Genomic DNA, 16,083 nt, shown 5'->3' with positions numbered 1-16,083 from the left:
GGCTAGCCGGGACGACCCGCTGGCTGCTCGGCCGGCCCGAGGTCGAGGGGCTCGGGCCGAGCTACTTCGGGGCGAGCACCGGTGCGGCGGCCGCGCTGACGGCGGCCGCGGAGCTCGGTGCGGGCCTGCGGGCGGTCGTGTCCCGCGGAGGCCGCCCGGACCTCGCCGACGCCGTGCTCCCCGAGGTGCGCGCACCGACGCTGCTCGTCGTCGGCGGCGACGACGTGACCGTGCTCGAGCTGAACCGGCGGGCGTTCGAGCGGCTGTCCTGCCCGCGGCGGCTCGTCGTCGTGCGCGGCGCGACACACCTCTTCGAGGAGCCAGGCGCGCTCGAGCGCGTCGCCGAGCTCGCCGGCGACTGGATCACGCGCTGCCTCGGGGGGCGCCTGCCGCAGCCGCCGGGGGCGGCCGCAGAGGTGGTCGCGGTCGAGCCGGCCGCGAGGGGATGAGGGTCGTGCCCGGGCACGAGGGGAGCCGGTGCACCCGCGGACGGGGTCGAGCGCGATGAGCACACGGCGGCGTCGGCTCACACGGCAAACCGAGACGAGCCTGATGCTGTTCGCGGGCCGCTCGAACCCGGCGCTCGCGACCGCGATCGCGCGGCATCTCGGCATCGGCCTCGGCGACGTCACCCTCGAGACGTTCGGGAACGGCGAGCGGTACTGCCGCTACGACGAGTCCGTCCGCGGCACCGACGTCTTCCTCGTCCAGTCCGGCTCGCCCCCGGTCAACGACCACGTCCTCGAGCTGCTCGTGATGGTCAACGCCGCCCGGCTCGCCTCGGCGCACCGGGTGACGGCGGTGATGCCGCTGTTCCCGTACGCCCGACAGGACAAGAAGTCCGCACCGCGCGAGCCGATCAGCGGGCGCCTGCTCGCCGACGTGCTCCAGGCCGCCGGCGCCGACCGCGTGCTCACGATGGACCTGCACGCCGGGCAGATCGTCGGCTTCTTCGGGATCCCCGTCGACCACGTCACGGCGCTGCCGCTGTTCGCGCAGTACTTCGAGCGCCAGGGGCTCCGTGGCGAGGAGGTCGTGGTCGTGTCTCCCGACCTCGGCCGCGTCAAGGCCGCCCGGCGCTTCGCCCGCATGATCGACGCCGACTTCGCGATCGTGACGAAGGTCAGGCCGGAGCACGAGCGCGCCCTCGCCGCCGAGGTGATCGGCGACGTGCGCGGCAAGCGCGTCGTGATCGGCGACGACATGATCGTCTCGGGCGGGACACTCGTGGCGGCGGCGTCCGCGACGCTCGCCGCCGGCGCCCGGGACGTGCGGGCCTTCGCGACGCACGCGCTGCTGACGCCCGAGGCCGTCGGCGTCCTCGACCGGTCGGACCTCGCGGAGGTCGTCGTCACCGACACGGTCGCGCTCGACGGGCTCCCGGCGCCGGAGCGGCTCGCCGTCGTCGGGGTCGCCGGGCTGCTCGGCGACACGATCCGGGCGGTGTTCGAGAACGCCTCCGTGTCGGCGATCTTCGCCGGCGAGAACGAGCTCTTCTAGGGCCCCGGATCGACGACGCAAGAGGCGTGCCGACCGCCCCCGTCTCTCCCCGCTCACGTCCGGCAACGACTGCGGGCGGCCCGATGGGCAGGCTGCGGGGCGTTCCGCGACGAGAGCCCCTGGTCGCCGGGCACGGTGGCCTGCTCCCCTCCTCCGGTCAGGCCTCTTGGAGGTGCGGCTCGTCGAGCAGGCGGATCACCTCGGCGTCGTCGACCTGGGAGAAGACGTCGTACCAGAAGCCGACGGCCCCGAAGCCGTCGATCGCGTGCGGGCAGACGACCTCGTCGGCCTCCGCCTCGAGGAAGCGGACGCTCGAGGCGGCGCCGACCGGCACGGCCACGACGACGCGCGCCGCTCCCTGCTGCCGTGCCCACCGGACGGCCGCGACCATCGTCGCCCCGGTGGCGAGGCCGTCGTCGACGAGGACCGCGGCCCTGCCCTCCAGCCCGAGACGGTCGTGCCGCTCGTGGAGGCGCGCGTCGAGCGCCTCCGCCTTCGCGCGCGCCTCGTGCACGATGCGGCGCAGCGTCTCCTCGTCGAGCCCGTCGTGCGCGCGGATGTAGACGCCGTCCGCCCCCGGCGTGACGGCGCCGATGCCGTACTCGGGCTGCCACGGATGACCGACCTTGCGGACGGCGAGCGCGTCGAGCGGCAGCGACAGCCGCCGCGCGACCTCGGCGGCGACGGGCACGCCGCCCCGGGCAAGCCCCACGACCACAGCGTCGCCGAGGTCTCGCTCTGCGAGCGCCTCGCCCAGCCGTCTCCCGGCCGCCGCGCGATCGGCGAAGAGCGCGCCCATGAGGCGATGCTGACGGGCGGCCGGGCGGACGGCATCCGGCGGAACACGGATCGTGGCGAACCGAACTACTGAGCGGGCGTCGCGACCGGCCGGGAGACGTAGTTCTCCGGGCGCGAATCCGTGTTCACGACGATGACACCGCAGACGGGGACGGCGACGGTTGAGGGGCACCGGTGATGCGATGACCACGACCTCGACGTCGAGCCCGTTGCTCGTCGACCTCTACGAGTTGACGATGGCGGAGTGCTACCTCGCGGAGGGCCTGGCCGACCGCACGGCGACGTTCCAGCTCACCTGCCGTCGGCTCCCGCCCGGGTGGGGATACCTCGTCGCCGCCGGCCTCGAGGGAGCGCTCGACTTCCTGGAGGGGCTGCGGTTCGGGCCCGACGACATCGCGTACCTCGAGTCGACCGGACGGTTCACGGCCCCGTTGCTCGAGCACCTGGCGGCGCTCCGCTTCACGGGGGACGTCCGCGCCGTCCCGGAGGGGACGATCGTCTTCCCGGACGAGCCGCTCGTCGAGGTGACCGGGCCGGTGATCGAGGCCCAGCTCGCGGAGACCGCCGTCCTCAACCACCTCCACTTCCAGACGATCATCGCGAGCAAGACCGCACGGTGCGTCGAGGCCGCAGACGGCCGCACGCTGGTCGACTTCAGCCTCCGCCGGACGCACGGCCTCGAGGCAGGCCTCCTCGTCGCACGCGCGAGCTGGCTCGCCGGCTTCGCCGCGACGAGCAACGTGCTCGCCGGCCGGCGCTACGGGATCCCGATCGCGGGGACGATGGCGCACTCCTACGTCGAGTGCTTCGACACCGAGATCGACGCGTTCGAGGCCTACGTCCGGAGCTACCCGGACGGCGGCACGCTCCTCGTCGACACCTACGACACGCTCGAGGGGACGAGGCGTGCCGCGCTCGTCGCCCGGCGCCTCGAGGAGCGCGGCGGACGGCTCGCCGCGATCCGGCTCGACTCGGGCGACCTGCTCGAGCTCAGCCTGCGGTCTCGCGCGCTCCTCGACGAGGCCGGGCTCGGCGCGGTGCAGATCTTCGCGAGCGGCGGCCTGGACGAGCACGAGATCGTCCGCCTCGTGGAGCGCGGTGCCCCGATCGACGCGTTCGGCGTCGGGTCGCGCCTCGGGGTGGCCGCCGACGCACCGTACCTCGACATGGCGTACAAGCTGAGCGCGTTCGACGGCCGCCCGACGCTCAAGCTCTCGACGGGGAAGCTCACGCTCCCCGGCACGAAGCAGGTCTGGAGGCGCAGCCACGAGGGCGTCTCGGTGCGCGACGTCCTCGCGCTCGAGGACGAGCCGCCCGTGCCGGGAGCCGAGCCGCTCCTCCACACCGTCATGCGGGACGGCGCGACCGTGACGCGGGCGACGCTGGCCGACGGCCGGGAGCGGGCGATCCGCAGCCGGTCGGCGCTGCCGCCGGAGCTGCGGGCTCTCGACGCCGCGGGCATCGCGCCCTCGCTCAGCACGGGCGTCGCCGAGCTCCGGGACCAGGCGATCGCGACGGCGACGACGCTCAACGCCCCCGCCCGGGCGATCTGAGGCGATCTCGGGCCGCCCTCCCCGACCGGCTTCGGCCAACGGGCCCGAGCCGGTGCGATCCGCACATCACCCGACGTGATCGGCGGTCATCCACCGATGCCGGCCGGCTCACCCGGCGGGACGATGGGGTCGATGACCACGACGTCTGCTCCGCGGCGGCTCCCGGCACCGGCGGCAGCGGGGCTCCACCCGGGCCCCGCCGCACGGGCGGGCCCGGGGGTGCCGCCGGTGGGCCAGATCGCGATCGTGGGCGGCCGCCGCAACAAGACGAACGGCTACCTGCTCGAGCACTGGGGCCGCCTCGGGCTCCCCGTCGTGCTCGCGCCGACCGCCGCCGAGCTGGAGTCGCTCGGGCCGGACGACGTCGCGCTCGGGCGCATCGACGTGCTGCCCACCGTCGACGGGACCGAGCCCGGCCTCCTCGGGCTGCTGCTCCTCGAGCGCCGCGGCGTTCGCGTCCTGAACGGCGCCTTCGCGCTCCTCACCGCCCACGACAAGCTCCTCACCGCCCGACGGCTCGTCGCGGCCGGGATCCCGCACCCTCGCACGGGCGTCGTGCGCCACCCGGACGATCCCCTGCCGGTCCGGCCCCCGCTCGTCGTCAAGCCTCGCTTCGGCAGCTGGGGCGTCGACGTCGCGCGCTGCACCACCGAGCGGGCGGCCCGCACGTGCCTGCGGCGGTTCGCACGGCGCGGGTGGTTCGTACGCCACGGCGCGCTCGTCCAGGAGCTCCTGCCGCCGCAGCCGCGCGACCTCCGCGTGCTCGTGGCCGCGGGCCGCGTGATCGGCGCGATGCACCGCGTCGCCGCCCCCGGTGAATGGCGGACGAACGTCGCCCTCGGAGGCACGGCGGAGCTCGCCTCGCCGGACACCGAGACGACCGCGCTCGCCCTCTCCGCGGCCGCCGCCCTCGGGTGCGACCTCGTCGCCGTCGACCTGATGCCGGTCGCGGGCAGAGGGCACGTAGTGCTCGAGCTGAACGGCGCCGCCGACTTCGACGCCGAGTACACGCCTGCCGACCGCGACGTGTTCCGCGACGCGGCGGTCGCACTCCGCCTCTACGAGCCCGCGGCTGCGCACCAGCCGCCGCGGTGAGCCCGGACGGCGCAGGTCAGAGCGTCGCGCGGCGCCGCTCGTGACGGCTCAGGCCGGCGGCATCTGATCGACGGGCCAGGGCTTCCCGCCGAGTCCCCAGTTGCGTGGATCGTGCCCCTCGACGATCACCCAGGTGTGGTCCCGGAGTCCCTCGTGCGTCGCGGCGCAGAGGGCGTCGGTGAGGCCGGCGATCAGCTTCTCGCTCGTCTCCGGATCGACGCGGAAGTCGAAGAGCTCGACACGGATCAGCGGCACGGCTCGCTCCTTTCCTCGCAGGCGGTCGGGCCGACCGTATCGCGCGGCCTCAGCCCGTGCCGCGGCGAGCGCGGTAGCGCCTGACCTTCGCCCGGTTGCCGCAGACGCCCATCGCGCACCACTGGCGGGAGCCGTTGCGCGACCGGTCGACGAACGCCCAGCGGCAGTCGTCGGCCCGGCAGGCCTTGAGGCGGCCCCAGGAGCCGTCCGCCATCGCCGAGGAGGCATCGGCGAGAATCCGCCCGAGCGCGGCGTCGACCCCCTCGGCGGACGGGTGGAGCTCGGCCCCGCCGGGCCCGAACCCGAGGTGGACGCGGGAGCGCCGCGCCTGCCGGTCGAGTGCGGCGGCCGCCGACGGCGGGAGCTCGGCGCCGTTGTTGGCGAGCAGGTGGGCGCGGAGCGCCTCGCGCATCGTGGCGGCACGCCCGACGTCGGCAGAGGTCGCCGCGCCGACGGGGCCCACGTGCTTCGCGAACCAGTCTGCGAGTGACTCCGGGGTCGCGAGCTCGTCGCTCCCGTGCTCGACGTCGAGCGTGTTGACGAAGGCACGGATGCGCTCGAGGCTCGTCTCGGTCATGGTCGTAGTGTAACCGATGTTTTGGGTTGACAAGTTACAGTAACTGGTGTAACCTCTGAAGTGGTTACAAAGGAGGACGCGATGCAACTCCACCCACTGATCGCCACCGAGCTCGTCCGGGATCACACTCGCGAGCTCGCCGCGTCGTACGCCCGCGCGAACGACCCGCGGCGTCGCTCCGCCCGCCCCGCCGTGTGGCGCCGCAGCCACTTGGCGCCGCCAACGCTCCCGCGCGTCGCGACGCCGACCTCCGCCGGGGCCTGCTGACGTGCTCCCCGAGAGCGACCAGCTCGCCCCGGGCCTCCACCGCTGGGTGACGTTCTACCCGGCCTGGGGCCACGACGTCGCCTCGGTGCTGATCGAGCACGACGACCGGATCGTGCTCGTCGACCCGCTCGTCCCCGCCGACCGGAAGCCGGCGGCAGCCTTCCGGCGGTCGCTCGACGCCGCGGCCGCGGGCGCGACGGCGGTCGACGTCGTGGTCACGCTCCACTACCACCGCCGGAGCGCGCCGGACCTCGCCGCACGCTACGGCGGGCGGCTGTGGGCGCCCGCCGGGAGCGTCACACGGCTCCGCGTCTCCGTCGACGTCCCGTACGGCCCCGGGGACGCGCTCCCCGGCGCGCTCGTCGCCCACCCCTCGGGCCGGGACGACGAGCTCGTCCTCTGGCACCCGCCGACGGGTGCGCTGATCAGCGGCGACGTCCTCCTCGGCGGCGTCCGCAAGCCCTACCGGGTGTGCCCCCCGAGCTGGCTGCCGGACGGCGTGACGCGCGCCGGGGTCGCGCGGTCCCTCGCACCGCTGCTCGCGCTGCCGGTCGAGCTCCTCGTGCCGCTCCACGGCCCTCCCGTGACGGCCGACGCGCACGCCGTGCTCACCGCCGCCCTCACCGAGGCCCGGCGGCCCTGACCCGTGCCGGATGCCCGCCCGGGCCGGGCGGTGCGGCCGGCCTCGTGCGACGGGCGCCGGTCAGTCCTCGAAGAGCGTGGCGCGGGCGGCGTCACCGTGCTGCGGCAGCCGGTCCGCGAGGCGTGCGTACTCCGGGACCTCGTCCCGCGGGATCGTCGAGGCGTCCCGGTGGTCGAGCTCGACGAGGTTCCCGGCCGGATCACGGAGGTAGAGCTGGATGCCCCCGTCGGGCAGCTCGTACATCGCGTTGCCGAACGTCTCGTGGTCGAGCACGCCGAGCTCCGTCGCGCGGCGGTAGACCGCCATGAAGTCGTCGATCTCGAACGCGAAGTGGGCGTGCGAGGGGGCGTCGCCCGGACGCTCGAACAGGTGCACCTGCCGCTCGCCCGCGCGCAGCCACTGCACGGGGAAGCCGAAGTTCGGCGTCGGCACGGGCTCGAGCCCGAGCAGGTCCACGTAGAAGCGGACCGACTCCTCGAGATCGTGCGCGATCACGCTCACGTGGTTCAGCGTCACCGCACGGCCGGTCACGTGACGATCCTCCGTCAGCGGGCGTCGGCCTGCAACTCGCCTCGGGCATCGGCGCCGGCGCGGTCGCGCCAGAGCCGTGACGGCCACCACGTCCGCTCGCCGAGATCGAAGGTGAGCGCCGGGACGAGGATCGACCGGACGACGAGCGTGTCGATGAGCACGCCCACGGCGACCGTGATGCCGAGCTGTGTGAGGGCGACGAGGGGCAGCACGGCGAGCACCGAGAACGTCCCCGCGAGCACCACTCCCGCGGAGGTGATCACGCCGCCCGTGACGGCGAGGCCCTTGAGCATGGCGTCGCGCGTCGGCTGCGTCTGCGCCTCTTCGCGGACGCGCGCCATCAGGAAGATGCTGTAGTCGACGCCGAGGGCGACGAGGAAGATGAACGCGTACAGGGCGTAGCTCGGGTCCTCTCCCGGGAAGTCGGTGAACAGCTCGAAGCCGACGAGGCTCACCCCCATCGCCGCGAAGAACGAGAGCACGACGGCGAGCATGAGGACGACGGGCGCCACCACCGCACGCAGCAGGACGACGAGGATCACCGACACGACGAGGAGGACGAGCGGCACGATGATGCGCGTGTCGCGCTCGTTCGCGGCGCGGACGTCGGTCTCCTCGGCGGTCGGCCCGCCGACGAGCACCCGGTCGCCCGCGGCCGCGCGCAGGTCGTCGCGGAGCCCCGGGATCGCGTCGAAGCCCTCCTTCGAGAACGGGTCGGCAATGAGCGTGACCGCGAACCGCGTCCCGGGCTCGCCGGTCTCCGGCTCCCCGACCGCCGCGACCGCCGGCGACTCGCCGGCCGCCAGGAGCGCGGCGTCGACGTCGCCGCCCGGGAGGACGAGCACGGTCGTCGGGGCGCTCGCGCCCGCGGGGAACGACTGCTGGAGGATCTCCTGCCCCTGGACCGCCTCGACCGAGCCCCGGAAGCCGTTCGAGCTCGTGAGCTCGTCGTCCAGGGTGAGCGTGCCGACGGAGACGACGGCGAGCGCGATCGCCGTGCCCACCCAGACGCGGCGGCGGCGCGGCTCGATCCACTCGCCGAGACGGCGCCAGGCGCCGCGTGACGCCCGGTCCTCCGATCCGTACCGCGGCACGAAAGGCCAGAACGCGCGGCGGCCGCCGATCAGGAGCAGCGCCGGGAGCACCGTCAGCATCGCGGCCGCGGCGACGGCGATGCCCATCGCGCCGACGGGCCCGAGGCCGGCCGTCGTGTTCAGCTCGGCGACGGTCAGGCAGAGGAGCGCCGCGACGACGGTGCCCGCCGAGGCGAGGATCGCGGGTGCGGCCTGCCGGACGGCGATCCGCATCGCCTCGTGCTTGTCCTCGACGAGGCGCAGCTCCTCGCGGTAGCGGGCGGTGAGCAGCAGGGCGTAGTCGGTCCCGGCGCCGAACACGAGCACGAGGAGGATCCCTCCGACCTGGCCGTTGATCACGACCCCGGCCGAGGCGAGCAGGTACCCGAGCCCGCGCACGACGCTCTCGGCGAAGAGCACCGCGAGCAGGGGCAGGATCCAGAAGATCGGGCTGCGGTAGATGATCACGAGCAGCACGAAGACGAGGGCCGCGGCGGCGAGGAGGAGCGTCGAGTTGACGCCTTCGAACACCTTCGCCGCGTCGGCCGAGAAGCCGGCCGGCCCGGTGACCTCCCCCTCGAGGCCCGCAGGCAGGGCGCCGTCGATCACGCCGCGGATCTCCTCGACGCCGTCCACGAGAATGTCGATGTCGTCGTTCGCGTCGATCGGGACGTTCACGAGCAGGGCCTTGCCGTCCTCCGACGGGACCGCCGGAGCAGGATCGCCGACGCCGGCGGCACCGGCGGCGGCGATCTCGACGCGGATGCGCTCGACGGCGGCCCGGTCCTCGGCCGTCAGCCCGCCGTCGTTCCGGAAGACGACCGTCGCCACGGTCGGATCGCCGTCGGCGAAGCCCGCGTCGGCCTCGAGCACGCGCACCGACTCGGCGTCTCCCGGCAGGAAGCTCGCGGGGTCGTTCTCCTGCGCGCTCTCGAACTTGCTCGCGAACGGCCCGAGGACGCCGAGGAGGAGGATCCAGGCGATCAGCACGAGCCACTTCGAGCGGCGACCCGCGACGACACGTGCGAAGCGGCTCACGCGGGCGCCCCGTCCACGGTACGGCAAAACATGGACATTAGATTGACAATACCAGTGAGGGCCGCCCCGCGGCTCAGGTGAGGGCGCTCGCGATCTCCTCCGCGTACGCGCGCGTCCCGAGCGGCTCCCCGGTGACCCGGGCGACGAGCGCGTCCCACCGCACAGACTCGCCGGGGGCGAAGAGCCGGGCCGCCAGCAGCGCACCGGCCTCGGGCCGGTCGACGAGCCCGCCCACCTCGCGGCGGAGCGTCGCCGTGAGCTGCGTCGCGATCAGGTCGCCGTAGAGGTAGGTGTGGTAGTAGACGGGGGCGCAGGCGACGTGGACCTTCGCCGCCCAGTCCGGGGCCCGGCGTCCGTCCGGCGGCGTCACGCGCTGGTGGCGTCGGACGAGCTCCCACCAGACGCCGTCGAGGTCCTGGTCGGGGTCGGCGTACAGGTGGCGCTCGAACGTCGTCATCACGAGCACCCACCGTGCGAAGACGACCGCCGCGGCGGCACGGGTCGCCCGCAGGCCAGGAGCAAGGCCCTGCGCGTCGGCCGCGCTCAGGCCGGCGACCCGCTCGAGCCACTCCGGATCCGCGTACATCCGCCCTCCGAGGATCGCCATCCCCTCCGTCGCCGTGAGGTGCGCGTCGCGGAGCAGCCACGGCAGCGCCGCGTCGTGGCCCGACGAGAACACCGCGTGGCCGAGCTCGTGGAGCATCGTCGCCATCCAGGCCGCGTTGGGCACGACGTTGGACAGGACGCGCACGTCCCCCTCGCGGTCGACGTCGAGGCAGAACGCGTGCTGGCTCTTGCGCTCGCGCGGATAGAGGTCGCTGCGCTCGAGCACCGGCCGGGTCTCGAGCCCGAGGCCGTCGTACGTCCGCTGCGCGAGCGCGACGACGTCGCGGCCCTCGAAGACGTGGTCGAGGTCGACCCCACCGTCGGGCGGGACACGCTGGAAGAAGGGGTCGCCGTAGTGCCAGGGGCGGAGCTCGGACTCGGCGCAGCCGAAGCGCTCGGCGAGCGAGCGGTCGAGCGCCGCCTTCCAGCGCGCGAACGGCTCGGCGGTGATCCGGTCGACCTCGGCGAGCGTCGCGAGGAGGCGACCCTCGTCCATCTCCGACGCCTCGACGGAGAGCGCGAACCAGTCGCGTCGCCCGAGCAACCGCGCCACGTCGTTCCGGAGCCGCGCCAACTCCCGGACGTCGTCGGCCACCGCGGCGCCCACCGTCTTCGAGGCCTCCCAGGCCTCGCGTCGCTCGGCGGGATCGTCGCTCCGGAGCAGGATCCGCTTGATCTCGTTGTCGGACACGGCCACGCCCCCGACGACCCCACGGTGCTCGACGAAGCGCGTCTCGACCGATGCCTCGAGCTCGACGATGCGTCGGCGCAGCGAGGCGGGGACCTGGTGCGGCAGGAGCGCCCCGTGGAGGAGGTCGAACCGGCGCCGGGCCAGCGGGTCGCGCCCGTTCGCGCGGGCTGCTGCGACGGCGGCGAACGCCTCTGCGTCGGCGAGCGCGTCGGTGAGCGCCAGCGTGGTCTCGACGCGTCGCGCCTCCGTCGCCTCGGTCGCCTCGATGCTCGCCTCCCAGCCGGCGAGGTTGGCGGCCAGCGACCGCGGACGCAGTCGCTCCTCGAGCTCGGCCACGACGTCGCGCGTCACGCCCGGAGCCTAGACGAGGGACCGGGAGGGGAGCACGTGCCAGGGGTCACCGCGCATCCGGGGGCGCCGGGCATCATGAGAGCGTGACCGCGTTCGACGTCGCTCCCTCCTCGTTCCCGCAGGCGGAGGAGCGCGCGCGCCTCGAGCGGCGCGTCCGGGTCCTCGCCTGGACGGGGAACCTGTGGCACGTCGCGGAGTTCGCGATCGCGATCGCCGCGGGGATCGCCGCCGGCTCGATCGCGCTGATCGGGTTCGGCCTCGACTCGGGCGTCGAGGTGATCGCCGGCGTCGTCATCCTCTGGCGCTTCTCCGGCACCCGCCTCCACTCGGTGCGGTCGGAGCGCAGGGCGCAGGAGCTGATCGCCGTCAGCTTCTACCTGCTCGCCGCGTACGTGGCGGTCGAGGCGCTCCGCACGCTCGTCATGGGTGTGGAGCCGGAGGTGAGCTGGGTCGGGATCGGGCTCGCCGCCTTCACCGCGCCGACGATGCCGATCCTCGCGGCGGCGAAGGGCCGTGCCGGACGTCGGCTGCACTCCGCCGCGACCGTCCAGGAGAGCCGGCAGACGATGCTCTGCGCCTACCTCTCGGTCGCGCTGCTCGTCGGCCTCGGCGCGAACGCCCTCTTCGGCTGGTGGTGGGCCGACCCGCTCGCAGCGCTCGTGATCGCGGCGATCGCCGTGCGCGAGGGCAGGCTCAGCTGGCGCGGCGAGGGCTGCTGCGCCGGCGGCCACGGTCATCCCTAGCGTCGCCCCGGGCGGCCCGGTGCGGATCCCGGCGGCGACACCCGGTCGGGGTCGACCGGCCACGCGCACGTGCCCCTAGGCCGCGCTCGCTTCCCCGTAGCGGATCGTGCGCGTCCCCTCGTCGAACGCGCCGAACGACTGCCGCCAGGCGAGGTCCGGCCAGCGGTACTCGGCGCGGCCTTCGCGGACGTGGAAGGCCGCCGTGTACAGCGTCCCGATGCCGCGCTCGTAGCCGCGCGAGTAGAGCGGAGCCTCGAGGAAGGCCGACACGAACTGCTCGACGCTCGTCGACCCGTGTGCGAGCAGGTCGGCGAGGCGTCGCTCCCGCTCGATCGTGCGCGTGGCCCGGGCGTGCTCCGCCCACTCGACCCGATGCTGGTGGTTCGTCGCGACGACGGCGGGCGAGAGCACGGCACCGCGATCCGGTGACAGGTACGCGGTGCAGACGTCGCCGCTCCGGTCGACGATCGTCAGCGTGTGGGCCAGGTGGAACGGGAGCCGGCGAAGCACGTTCCGTGCCGCGTCGGTGGTCTCGCAGGTCTCGAGCAGGTAGCGGACGACGAGCGGGACGCCGAAACCGGTGCCGACCACCTTCCGGCCGCCGAACGCGAGGGAGACCGCCAGCCCGGCCTCGTTGATCCCGTCGAGGAGGCCCCAGACGCAGTCGCTCGTCCCGATCACGCTGTGGGCGCCCCAGCGCGAGTGCACGATCGCCCCCTCGAGCCGTTCGGGGGCGTAGTCGTAGTTCCGGGCGAGCACGGGGTCCCCGCGCCGCAGGACTGCCTGCGAGCAGCCCGAGAGGTACGAGGGCGGTGTCCACATCGCGAGGAACCGCGACTCGAGGTCGCCGCCCCCGACGAGCTCGCACACCGCCTCGTACACGGGGACGAGCTCGGGCATGTGCTCGCGCAGGGCGCCCGCCGCCTCGGCGTACGACGTCCTCGCCGCCTCGCCCTCGCTCAGGAACCAGTCGTGGTACCGGGGCCAGTGCCGGTCGAAGTGCTCCGCGAGGCGCGGCCCGGGCTCGATCTGCTCGAACGCCTCGAAGGTGATCTCCGCCCGCACCGCTGCATTCTTGCGGACGACGCGGCGCCCCCGGCGGCGACGGCGGGGCTCGAAGCCGGCGAGACGGGTGATCGGGACGCAGTCGCGGTGGACGGCGTGCGACAACGCGCCGAGAGGCAGGGACGGAGGGAGCGCCGTCATCGCCGGATGTCGGCGCGACCGAGGGCGCGGCCTCGCGGTGCGTGACGCCTGCACGACGTCCTGACCTCGCCCCGATCGACCGGTCAGAGCAGCTTGAACGAGAAGGGATCCGGCTCGCGCGCGGGCTCCGGCTCGTGCGGCGGCAGCGGCACCGTCTCGAACTGGCGCTTGATCCCCGCGATCCACGTCCGCGCGCGGTCCGTGAGCTCGTGCTCGTCGGTCTGCAGGCGGCCGCGGGTGACGAGGATGCCGAGGTCGGCTCCGGGGTACCGGTACCCGCCCTGCTGCGCGATGCGGAGGTAGAACGCCTCGTCCTCGTCGGCGACGGTGTGCCAGTCCGTGGCGCGCCGGACGAAGCGGATCCCGCCGTGGGACCGGGGGTCGAGCCGCCAGATGCCCGAGCGTGGCGCGGCCGTGATCACCTCGGTCTTGCGCGCCGTGTCCTTGAGGATGAACTGGCTCCACTCGTCGAGCGCGCCGGGTTGCGCCCAGCCCTCGTTCAGCGCGTCGACGTCGATCTCGTACTCGACGCCCATGAACTCGAGCAGGTGGAAGAGGAAGAGGGGCATGTCGCCGTAGGCGACCGCCGTCACGTTCGTCATCGAGCTGGCGCCGGTGACGCGAGGGTTGAGCTCGCCGAGCCACATCTCGCCCGAGTCCATGTCGGCGAGGAAGTCGAGCTCGAAGTAGCCGCGGTAGCCCTCCCGTCGCAGGCGCTCGCCCATCTGCGTCGTGTAGCGGCGGGCGAGCGCGCGGTGGCGCTCCGAGAGCGCGGTCGGGAAGACGTCGTTCCCGCACCAGCCGCCACCGTAGGGCGTCAGCTCGGGGAAGCCGGTGAGCTCGGTCATCAACGGGCCGACGAGCGTGCCGTGCCTGGTGATCACGCCCTCGATCGCCGCCTCACGACAGGTGATCCGACGCATCACCTTGAGCTCCTCGTCGACGAGCTGCTCGGCGTGCTCGGCCCAGTCGCTCTCGCTCGAGAGGAAGAACGTCGTCTGCCCCGAGTCGCCGTACGGCGTCTGCACGACGAGCTCCTCGCCGAGCCCGGCGCCGTCGGCGAGCCCGCGGAGCTCCGCGTAGCTCGACGCCCGGCCGAGCGTGTTCGGCACGCTCGGCACGCCCGCCTCGTCCCCGAGGCGCGTCGTCTCGATCTTCGAGTCGAGGCGGTGACGAAGCGCGGCGGACGGGAACGCCACCTCCAGCCCGGCGTCGGCGGCGAGCCGCTCGGTCTCCTCGTCGAACATCAGGAACAGCGCCTTGCCGCCGTGCGGCTTGACGCGGTCGACGACCTCCTTGTGGCCGAGCAGGTAGTTGCAGATCTCCTCGATCGAGGAGAACTCCGGCGGCGCGAGATGCTTGGGCACGAACACGCGGGGGTGGTGCCCGTCGAACGAGTCGTAGTAGTTGACGAACCCGAAGCCGCGCACCCAGCGGTCCATCCCGAGCAGGTTGAAGGCGGTCGCGGAGACGAACCAGACCGGCGTGTCGTTCGTCCGGAAGAACCGCCGGATCGCCGAGACACCGCGCAGGACGCCGTCGTCGCGTGGCCGCCCGGTTCGCGGGTCGACCTCGACGACCGTCCAGCCCTCGGGCGCCTCGGGGAGCTCGGCGGGCGGCTCCTGCGACGCCGCCGGGGCGGTGGGCGGGATCGGCTCGCCGGGCTCTCCTGCCGGCTCGGCCGGGGGCGCCGACGTCTCGGGGGGCGGGCTCGGCGGCCCGCCCGGCGCGACCCCGGGCGCCGCTTCGACCCGCGTGCGGCGACGGAGCCACGCGAGGACGGCGGCGAGCGCCGCGAGCACCGCGAGCAGGCGAACCTTCACGCGGCCACTCCGCACCAGTCGCACACGAGAGCCGCGAGCACCTGTGCGGTCTCGACGACCGAGGGGATGTGCACCCGCTCGTCGACCCCGTGGATCCGCTCCGCATGCGGGCCGAAGCACACGGCGGGCACCCCGGAGGCGACGAAGACGCGGGCATCGGTCGTCGCGGTCGTCGCCGTGCGCTCCGGGGGGACGCCGGTGACCCGCTCGTGCGCCGCGGCGAGCGCCTCCACGATCGGGGCGTCGGCCGGCACCGCCACGCCCTGGCCGGCGAAGCCGTCGTAGCGGACGCGCGGCGGGTGCGCGACGAGGTACGGGTGGTCGTGGGCGGCGCGATCGACGGCCGCCTCGACCCGCGCCTTCAGCTCCTCGACGCTCTGTCCGGGGTAGAGCGCCAGGCGGCACGACAGCGAGCACTCCGCGGCGACGGTCGACGGCCAGTCGCCGCCCGTGATCACGCCGAGGTTGAGGTTGATCGGATGCTCGAACAGGTCGTACGGGGGCGGCGGGTCGGCGTTCAGCTCCACCTCCAGCTCGCGCAGGCGGGCGACGACCGGGAACACCGCCTCGATCGCGTTGACGCCGACCCCGGCGTCGCCGACGTGCGCCGGGATCCCGGCGATGTCGATGTGGAACCAGAGCACGCCGACCTGGGACACGGTGACGGCGCGGGGGAACGGCTCGGGGATCACGACCGCATCGGCGCGATGCCCGGCGAGGAGGCACTGGAGCGCGCCGTTGCCGCCGCACTCCTCCTCGACGACCGACTGCACGAGGAGGTCGCCGAGCGGCGTGAGCCCGAGCCGGCGCAGTGCGCGAACGACGCCGACGATCGCGACGAGGCCCGCCTTCATGTCGCCCGCACCGCAGCCGAGGAGCCACTCGCCGTCGCGGCGCGCCGCGAACGGCGCACCGCTCCACAGGCTCTCCGCCGCCGGCGGCACGACGTCGACGTGCCCGTTCAGGAGCAGCGACCGGCCCGTGCCGGCGCCCTCCCACGTGGCGACGACGTTCGACTTGCCGCCGACGTCCCAGGTGAACGGCGCGGCGAGCGGGTGCGCGCGCAGGGCGTCGGCGTCCATCGGGATGCGACGCGGCTCGAGGCCCGCGTCGCGGAGCGCCTCCTCGACGATCGCCTGGCCGGGCTCCTCGTTGCCGAGCGTCGTCGGGGCCTCGACGAGCCGGACGAGCAGGTCGTCCATCACTTCGGCTTCGGCAGCGAGGGCGCGCGCCAGCTCGTCGTCGGCGACCCGGGTCGGAGCGGTGGCCGGCCGTGCCATGCGGCGAGCGTACCAGCGTCGCAGCGGAGGACGGCACCGCCGCGCGACCGCTG

At 74.1% G+C, this 16,083-nt stretch carries 15 protein-coding genes; 6 read left to right on the top strand and 9 right to left on the bottom strand.

The window, feature by feature from the left end; all coding sequences use genetic code 11:
- Together AC162C_RS02245 and AC162C_RS02240 are read left to right on the top strand one after the other, a co-directional pair.
- On the top strand, positions 1 to 449 hold a 449-nt coding region (locus AC162C_RS02245), incomplete at its 5' end, for a dienelactone hydrolase family protein (RefSeq protein WP_484096121.1).
- A gap of 55 nt (positions 450 to 504) precedes the next feature.
- On the top strand, positions 505 to 1,500 hold the full coding sequence (locus AC162C_RS02240) for a ribose-phosphate diphosphokinase (RefSeq protein WP_484096120.1): 996 nt from the start codon (positions 505 to 507) through the stop codon (positions 1,498 to 1,500).
- 157 nt (positions 1,501 to 1,657) lie between these two features.
- On the opposite strand, the gene AC162C_RS02235 is transcribed toward AC162C_RS02240, so the two are convergent.
- Positions 1,658 to 2,299 (bottom strand): phosphoribosyltransferase, encoded by a 642-nt coding sequence (locus AC162C_RS02235; protein WP_484096119.1) that lies wholly within the window; start codon positions 2,297 to 2,299, stop codon positions 1,658 to 1,660.
- Between the two features lie 181 nt (positions 2,300 to 2,480).
- Here AC162C_RS02235 and AC162C_RS02230 point away from each other — a divergent pair, with 181 nt between their 5' ends.
- Both AC162C_RS02230 and AC162C_RS02225 read left to right on the top strand, forming a co-directional pair.
- On the top strand, positions 2,481 to 3,851 hold the full coding sequence (locus tag AC162C_RS02230; RefSeq protein WP_484096118.1) for a nicotinate phosphoribosyltransferase: 1,371 nt from the start codon (positions 2,481 to 2,483) through the stop codon (positions 3,849 to 3,851).
- A gap of 132 nt (positions 3,852 to 3,983) precedes the next feature.
- Positions 3,984 to 4,946 carry an ATP-grasp domain-containing protein gene (locus tag AC162C_RS02225; protein WP_484096117.1) on the top strand — a complete coding sequence of 321 codons (963 nt, stop codon included), beginning with the start codon at positions 3,984 to 3,986 and terminating at the stop codon, positions 4,944 to 4,946.
- Between the two features lie 48 nt (positions 4,947 to 4,994).
- Here the strand turns inward: AC162C_RS02225 and AC162C_RS02220 are convergent, their stop codons facing one another.
- A complete protein-coding gene (locus AC162C_RS02220; protein WP_462973729.1) occupies positions 4,995 to 5,201 on the bottom strand; it encodes a tautomerase family protein in 207 nt (68 codons plus the stop codon).
- Between the two features lie 49 nt (positions 5,202 to 5,250).
- Positions 5,251 to 5,778: a CGNR zinc finger domain-containing protein gene (locus tag AC162C_RS02215; protein ID WP_484096116.1), complete on the bottom strand. Its 528-nt coding sequence runs from the start codon at positions 5,776 to 5,778 to the stop codon at positions 5,251 to 5,253.
- Between the two features lie 268 nt (positions 5,779 to 6,046).
- Here AC162C_RS02215 and AC162C_RS02210 point away from each other — a divergent pair, with 268 nt between their 5' ends.
- Positions 6,047 to 6,688, top strand: a complete 642-nt coding sequence (locus tag AC162C_RS02210) for an MBL fold metallo-hydrolase (protein WP_484096115.1) — start codon at positions 6,047 to 6,049, stop codon at positions 6,686 to 6,688.
- Between the two features lie 60 nt (positions 6,689 to 6,748).
- Here the strand turns inward: AC162C_RS02210 and AC162C_RS02205 are convergent, their stop codons facing one another.
- The 3 genes from AC162C_RS02205 to AC162C_RS02195 all read right to left on the bottom strand — a co-directional run bounded on the left by AC162C_RS02205 (position 6,749) and on the right by AC162C_RS02195 (position 10,978).
- The gene (locus AC162C_RS02205; RefSeq protein WP_462973733.1) at positions 6,749 to 7,219 is read right to left on the bottom strand and encodes a VOC family protein; all 471 of its coding nucleotides are present in this window, start codon (positions 7,217 to 7,219) and stop codon (positions 6,749 to 6,751) included.
- Between the two features lie 14 nt (positions 7,220 to 7,233).
- Positions 7,234 to 9,330 carry an MMPL family transporter gene (locus AC162C_RS02200; protein ID WP_484096114.1) on the bottom strand — a complete coding sequence of 699 codons (2,097 nt, stop codon included), beginning with the start codon at positions 9,328 to 9,330 and terminating at the stop codon, positions 7,234 to 7,236.
- 73 nt (positions 9,331 to 9,403) lie between these two features.
- The gene (locus AC162C_RS02195) at positions 9,404 to 10,978 is read right to left on the bottom strand and encodes a M2 family metallopeptidase (protein WP_484096113.1); all 1,575 of its coding nucleotides are present in this window, start codon (positions 10,976 to 10,978) and stop codon (positions 9,404 to 9,406) included.
- An 83-nt stretch (positions 10,979 to 11,061) separates the two neighbouring features.
- Here AC162C_RS02195 and AC162C_RS02190 point away from each other — a divergent pair, with 83 nt between their 5' ends.
- Positions 11,062 to 11,721: a cation efflux transmembrane domain-containing protein gene (locus AC162C_RS02190; protein WP_462974615.1), complete on the top strand. Its 660-nt coding sequence runs from the start codon at positions 11,062 to 11,064 to the stop codon at positions 11,719 to 11,721.
- A 75-nt stretch (positions 11,722 to 11,796) separates the two neighbouring features.
- Here AC162C_RS02190 and AC162C_RS02185 read toward each other — a convergent pair whose 3' ends face one another.
- The 3 genes from AC162C_RS02185 to AC162C_RS02175 form a co-directional block, all read right to left on the bottom strand.
- Positions 11,797 to 12,927 carry a C45 family autoproteolytic acyltransferase/hydrolase gene (locus AC162C_RS02185; protein WP_484096112.1) on the bottom strand — a complete coding sequence of 377 codons (1,131 nt, stop codon included), beginning with the start codon at positions 12,925 to 12,927 and terminating at the stop codon, positions 11,797 to 11,799.
- An 83-nt stretch (positions 12,928 to 13,010) separates the two neighbouring features.
- Positions 13,011 to 14,750, bottom strand: coding sequence for a biotin carboxylase (locus AC162C_RS02180; RefSeq protein WP_484096111.1), 1,740 nt, complete (start codon positions 14,748 to 14,750; stop codon positions 13,011 to 13,013).
- Positions 14,747 to 16,030: an ArgE/DapE family deacylase gene (locus AC162C_RS02175; RefSeq protein ID WP_484096110.1), complete on the bottom strand. Its 1,284-nt coding sequence runs from the start codon at positions 16,028 to 16,030 to the stop codon at positions 14,747 to 14,749. Before AC162C_RS02175 ends, AC162C_RS02180 begins: the two co-directional genes overlap by 4 nt.
- Between the last annotated feature and the right edge of the window lie 53 nt (positions 16,031 to 16,083).

The sequence above is a fragment of the Gaiella sp. genome (genome assembly GCF_057140465.1).
This window is presented reverse-complemented; position numbering and strand designations above follow the sequence as displayed.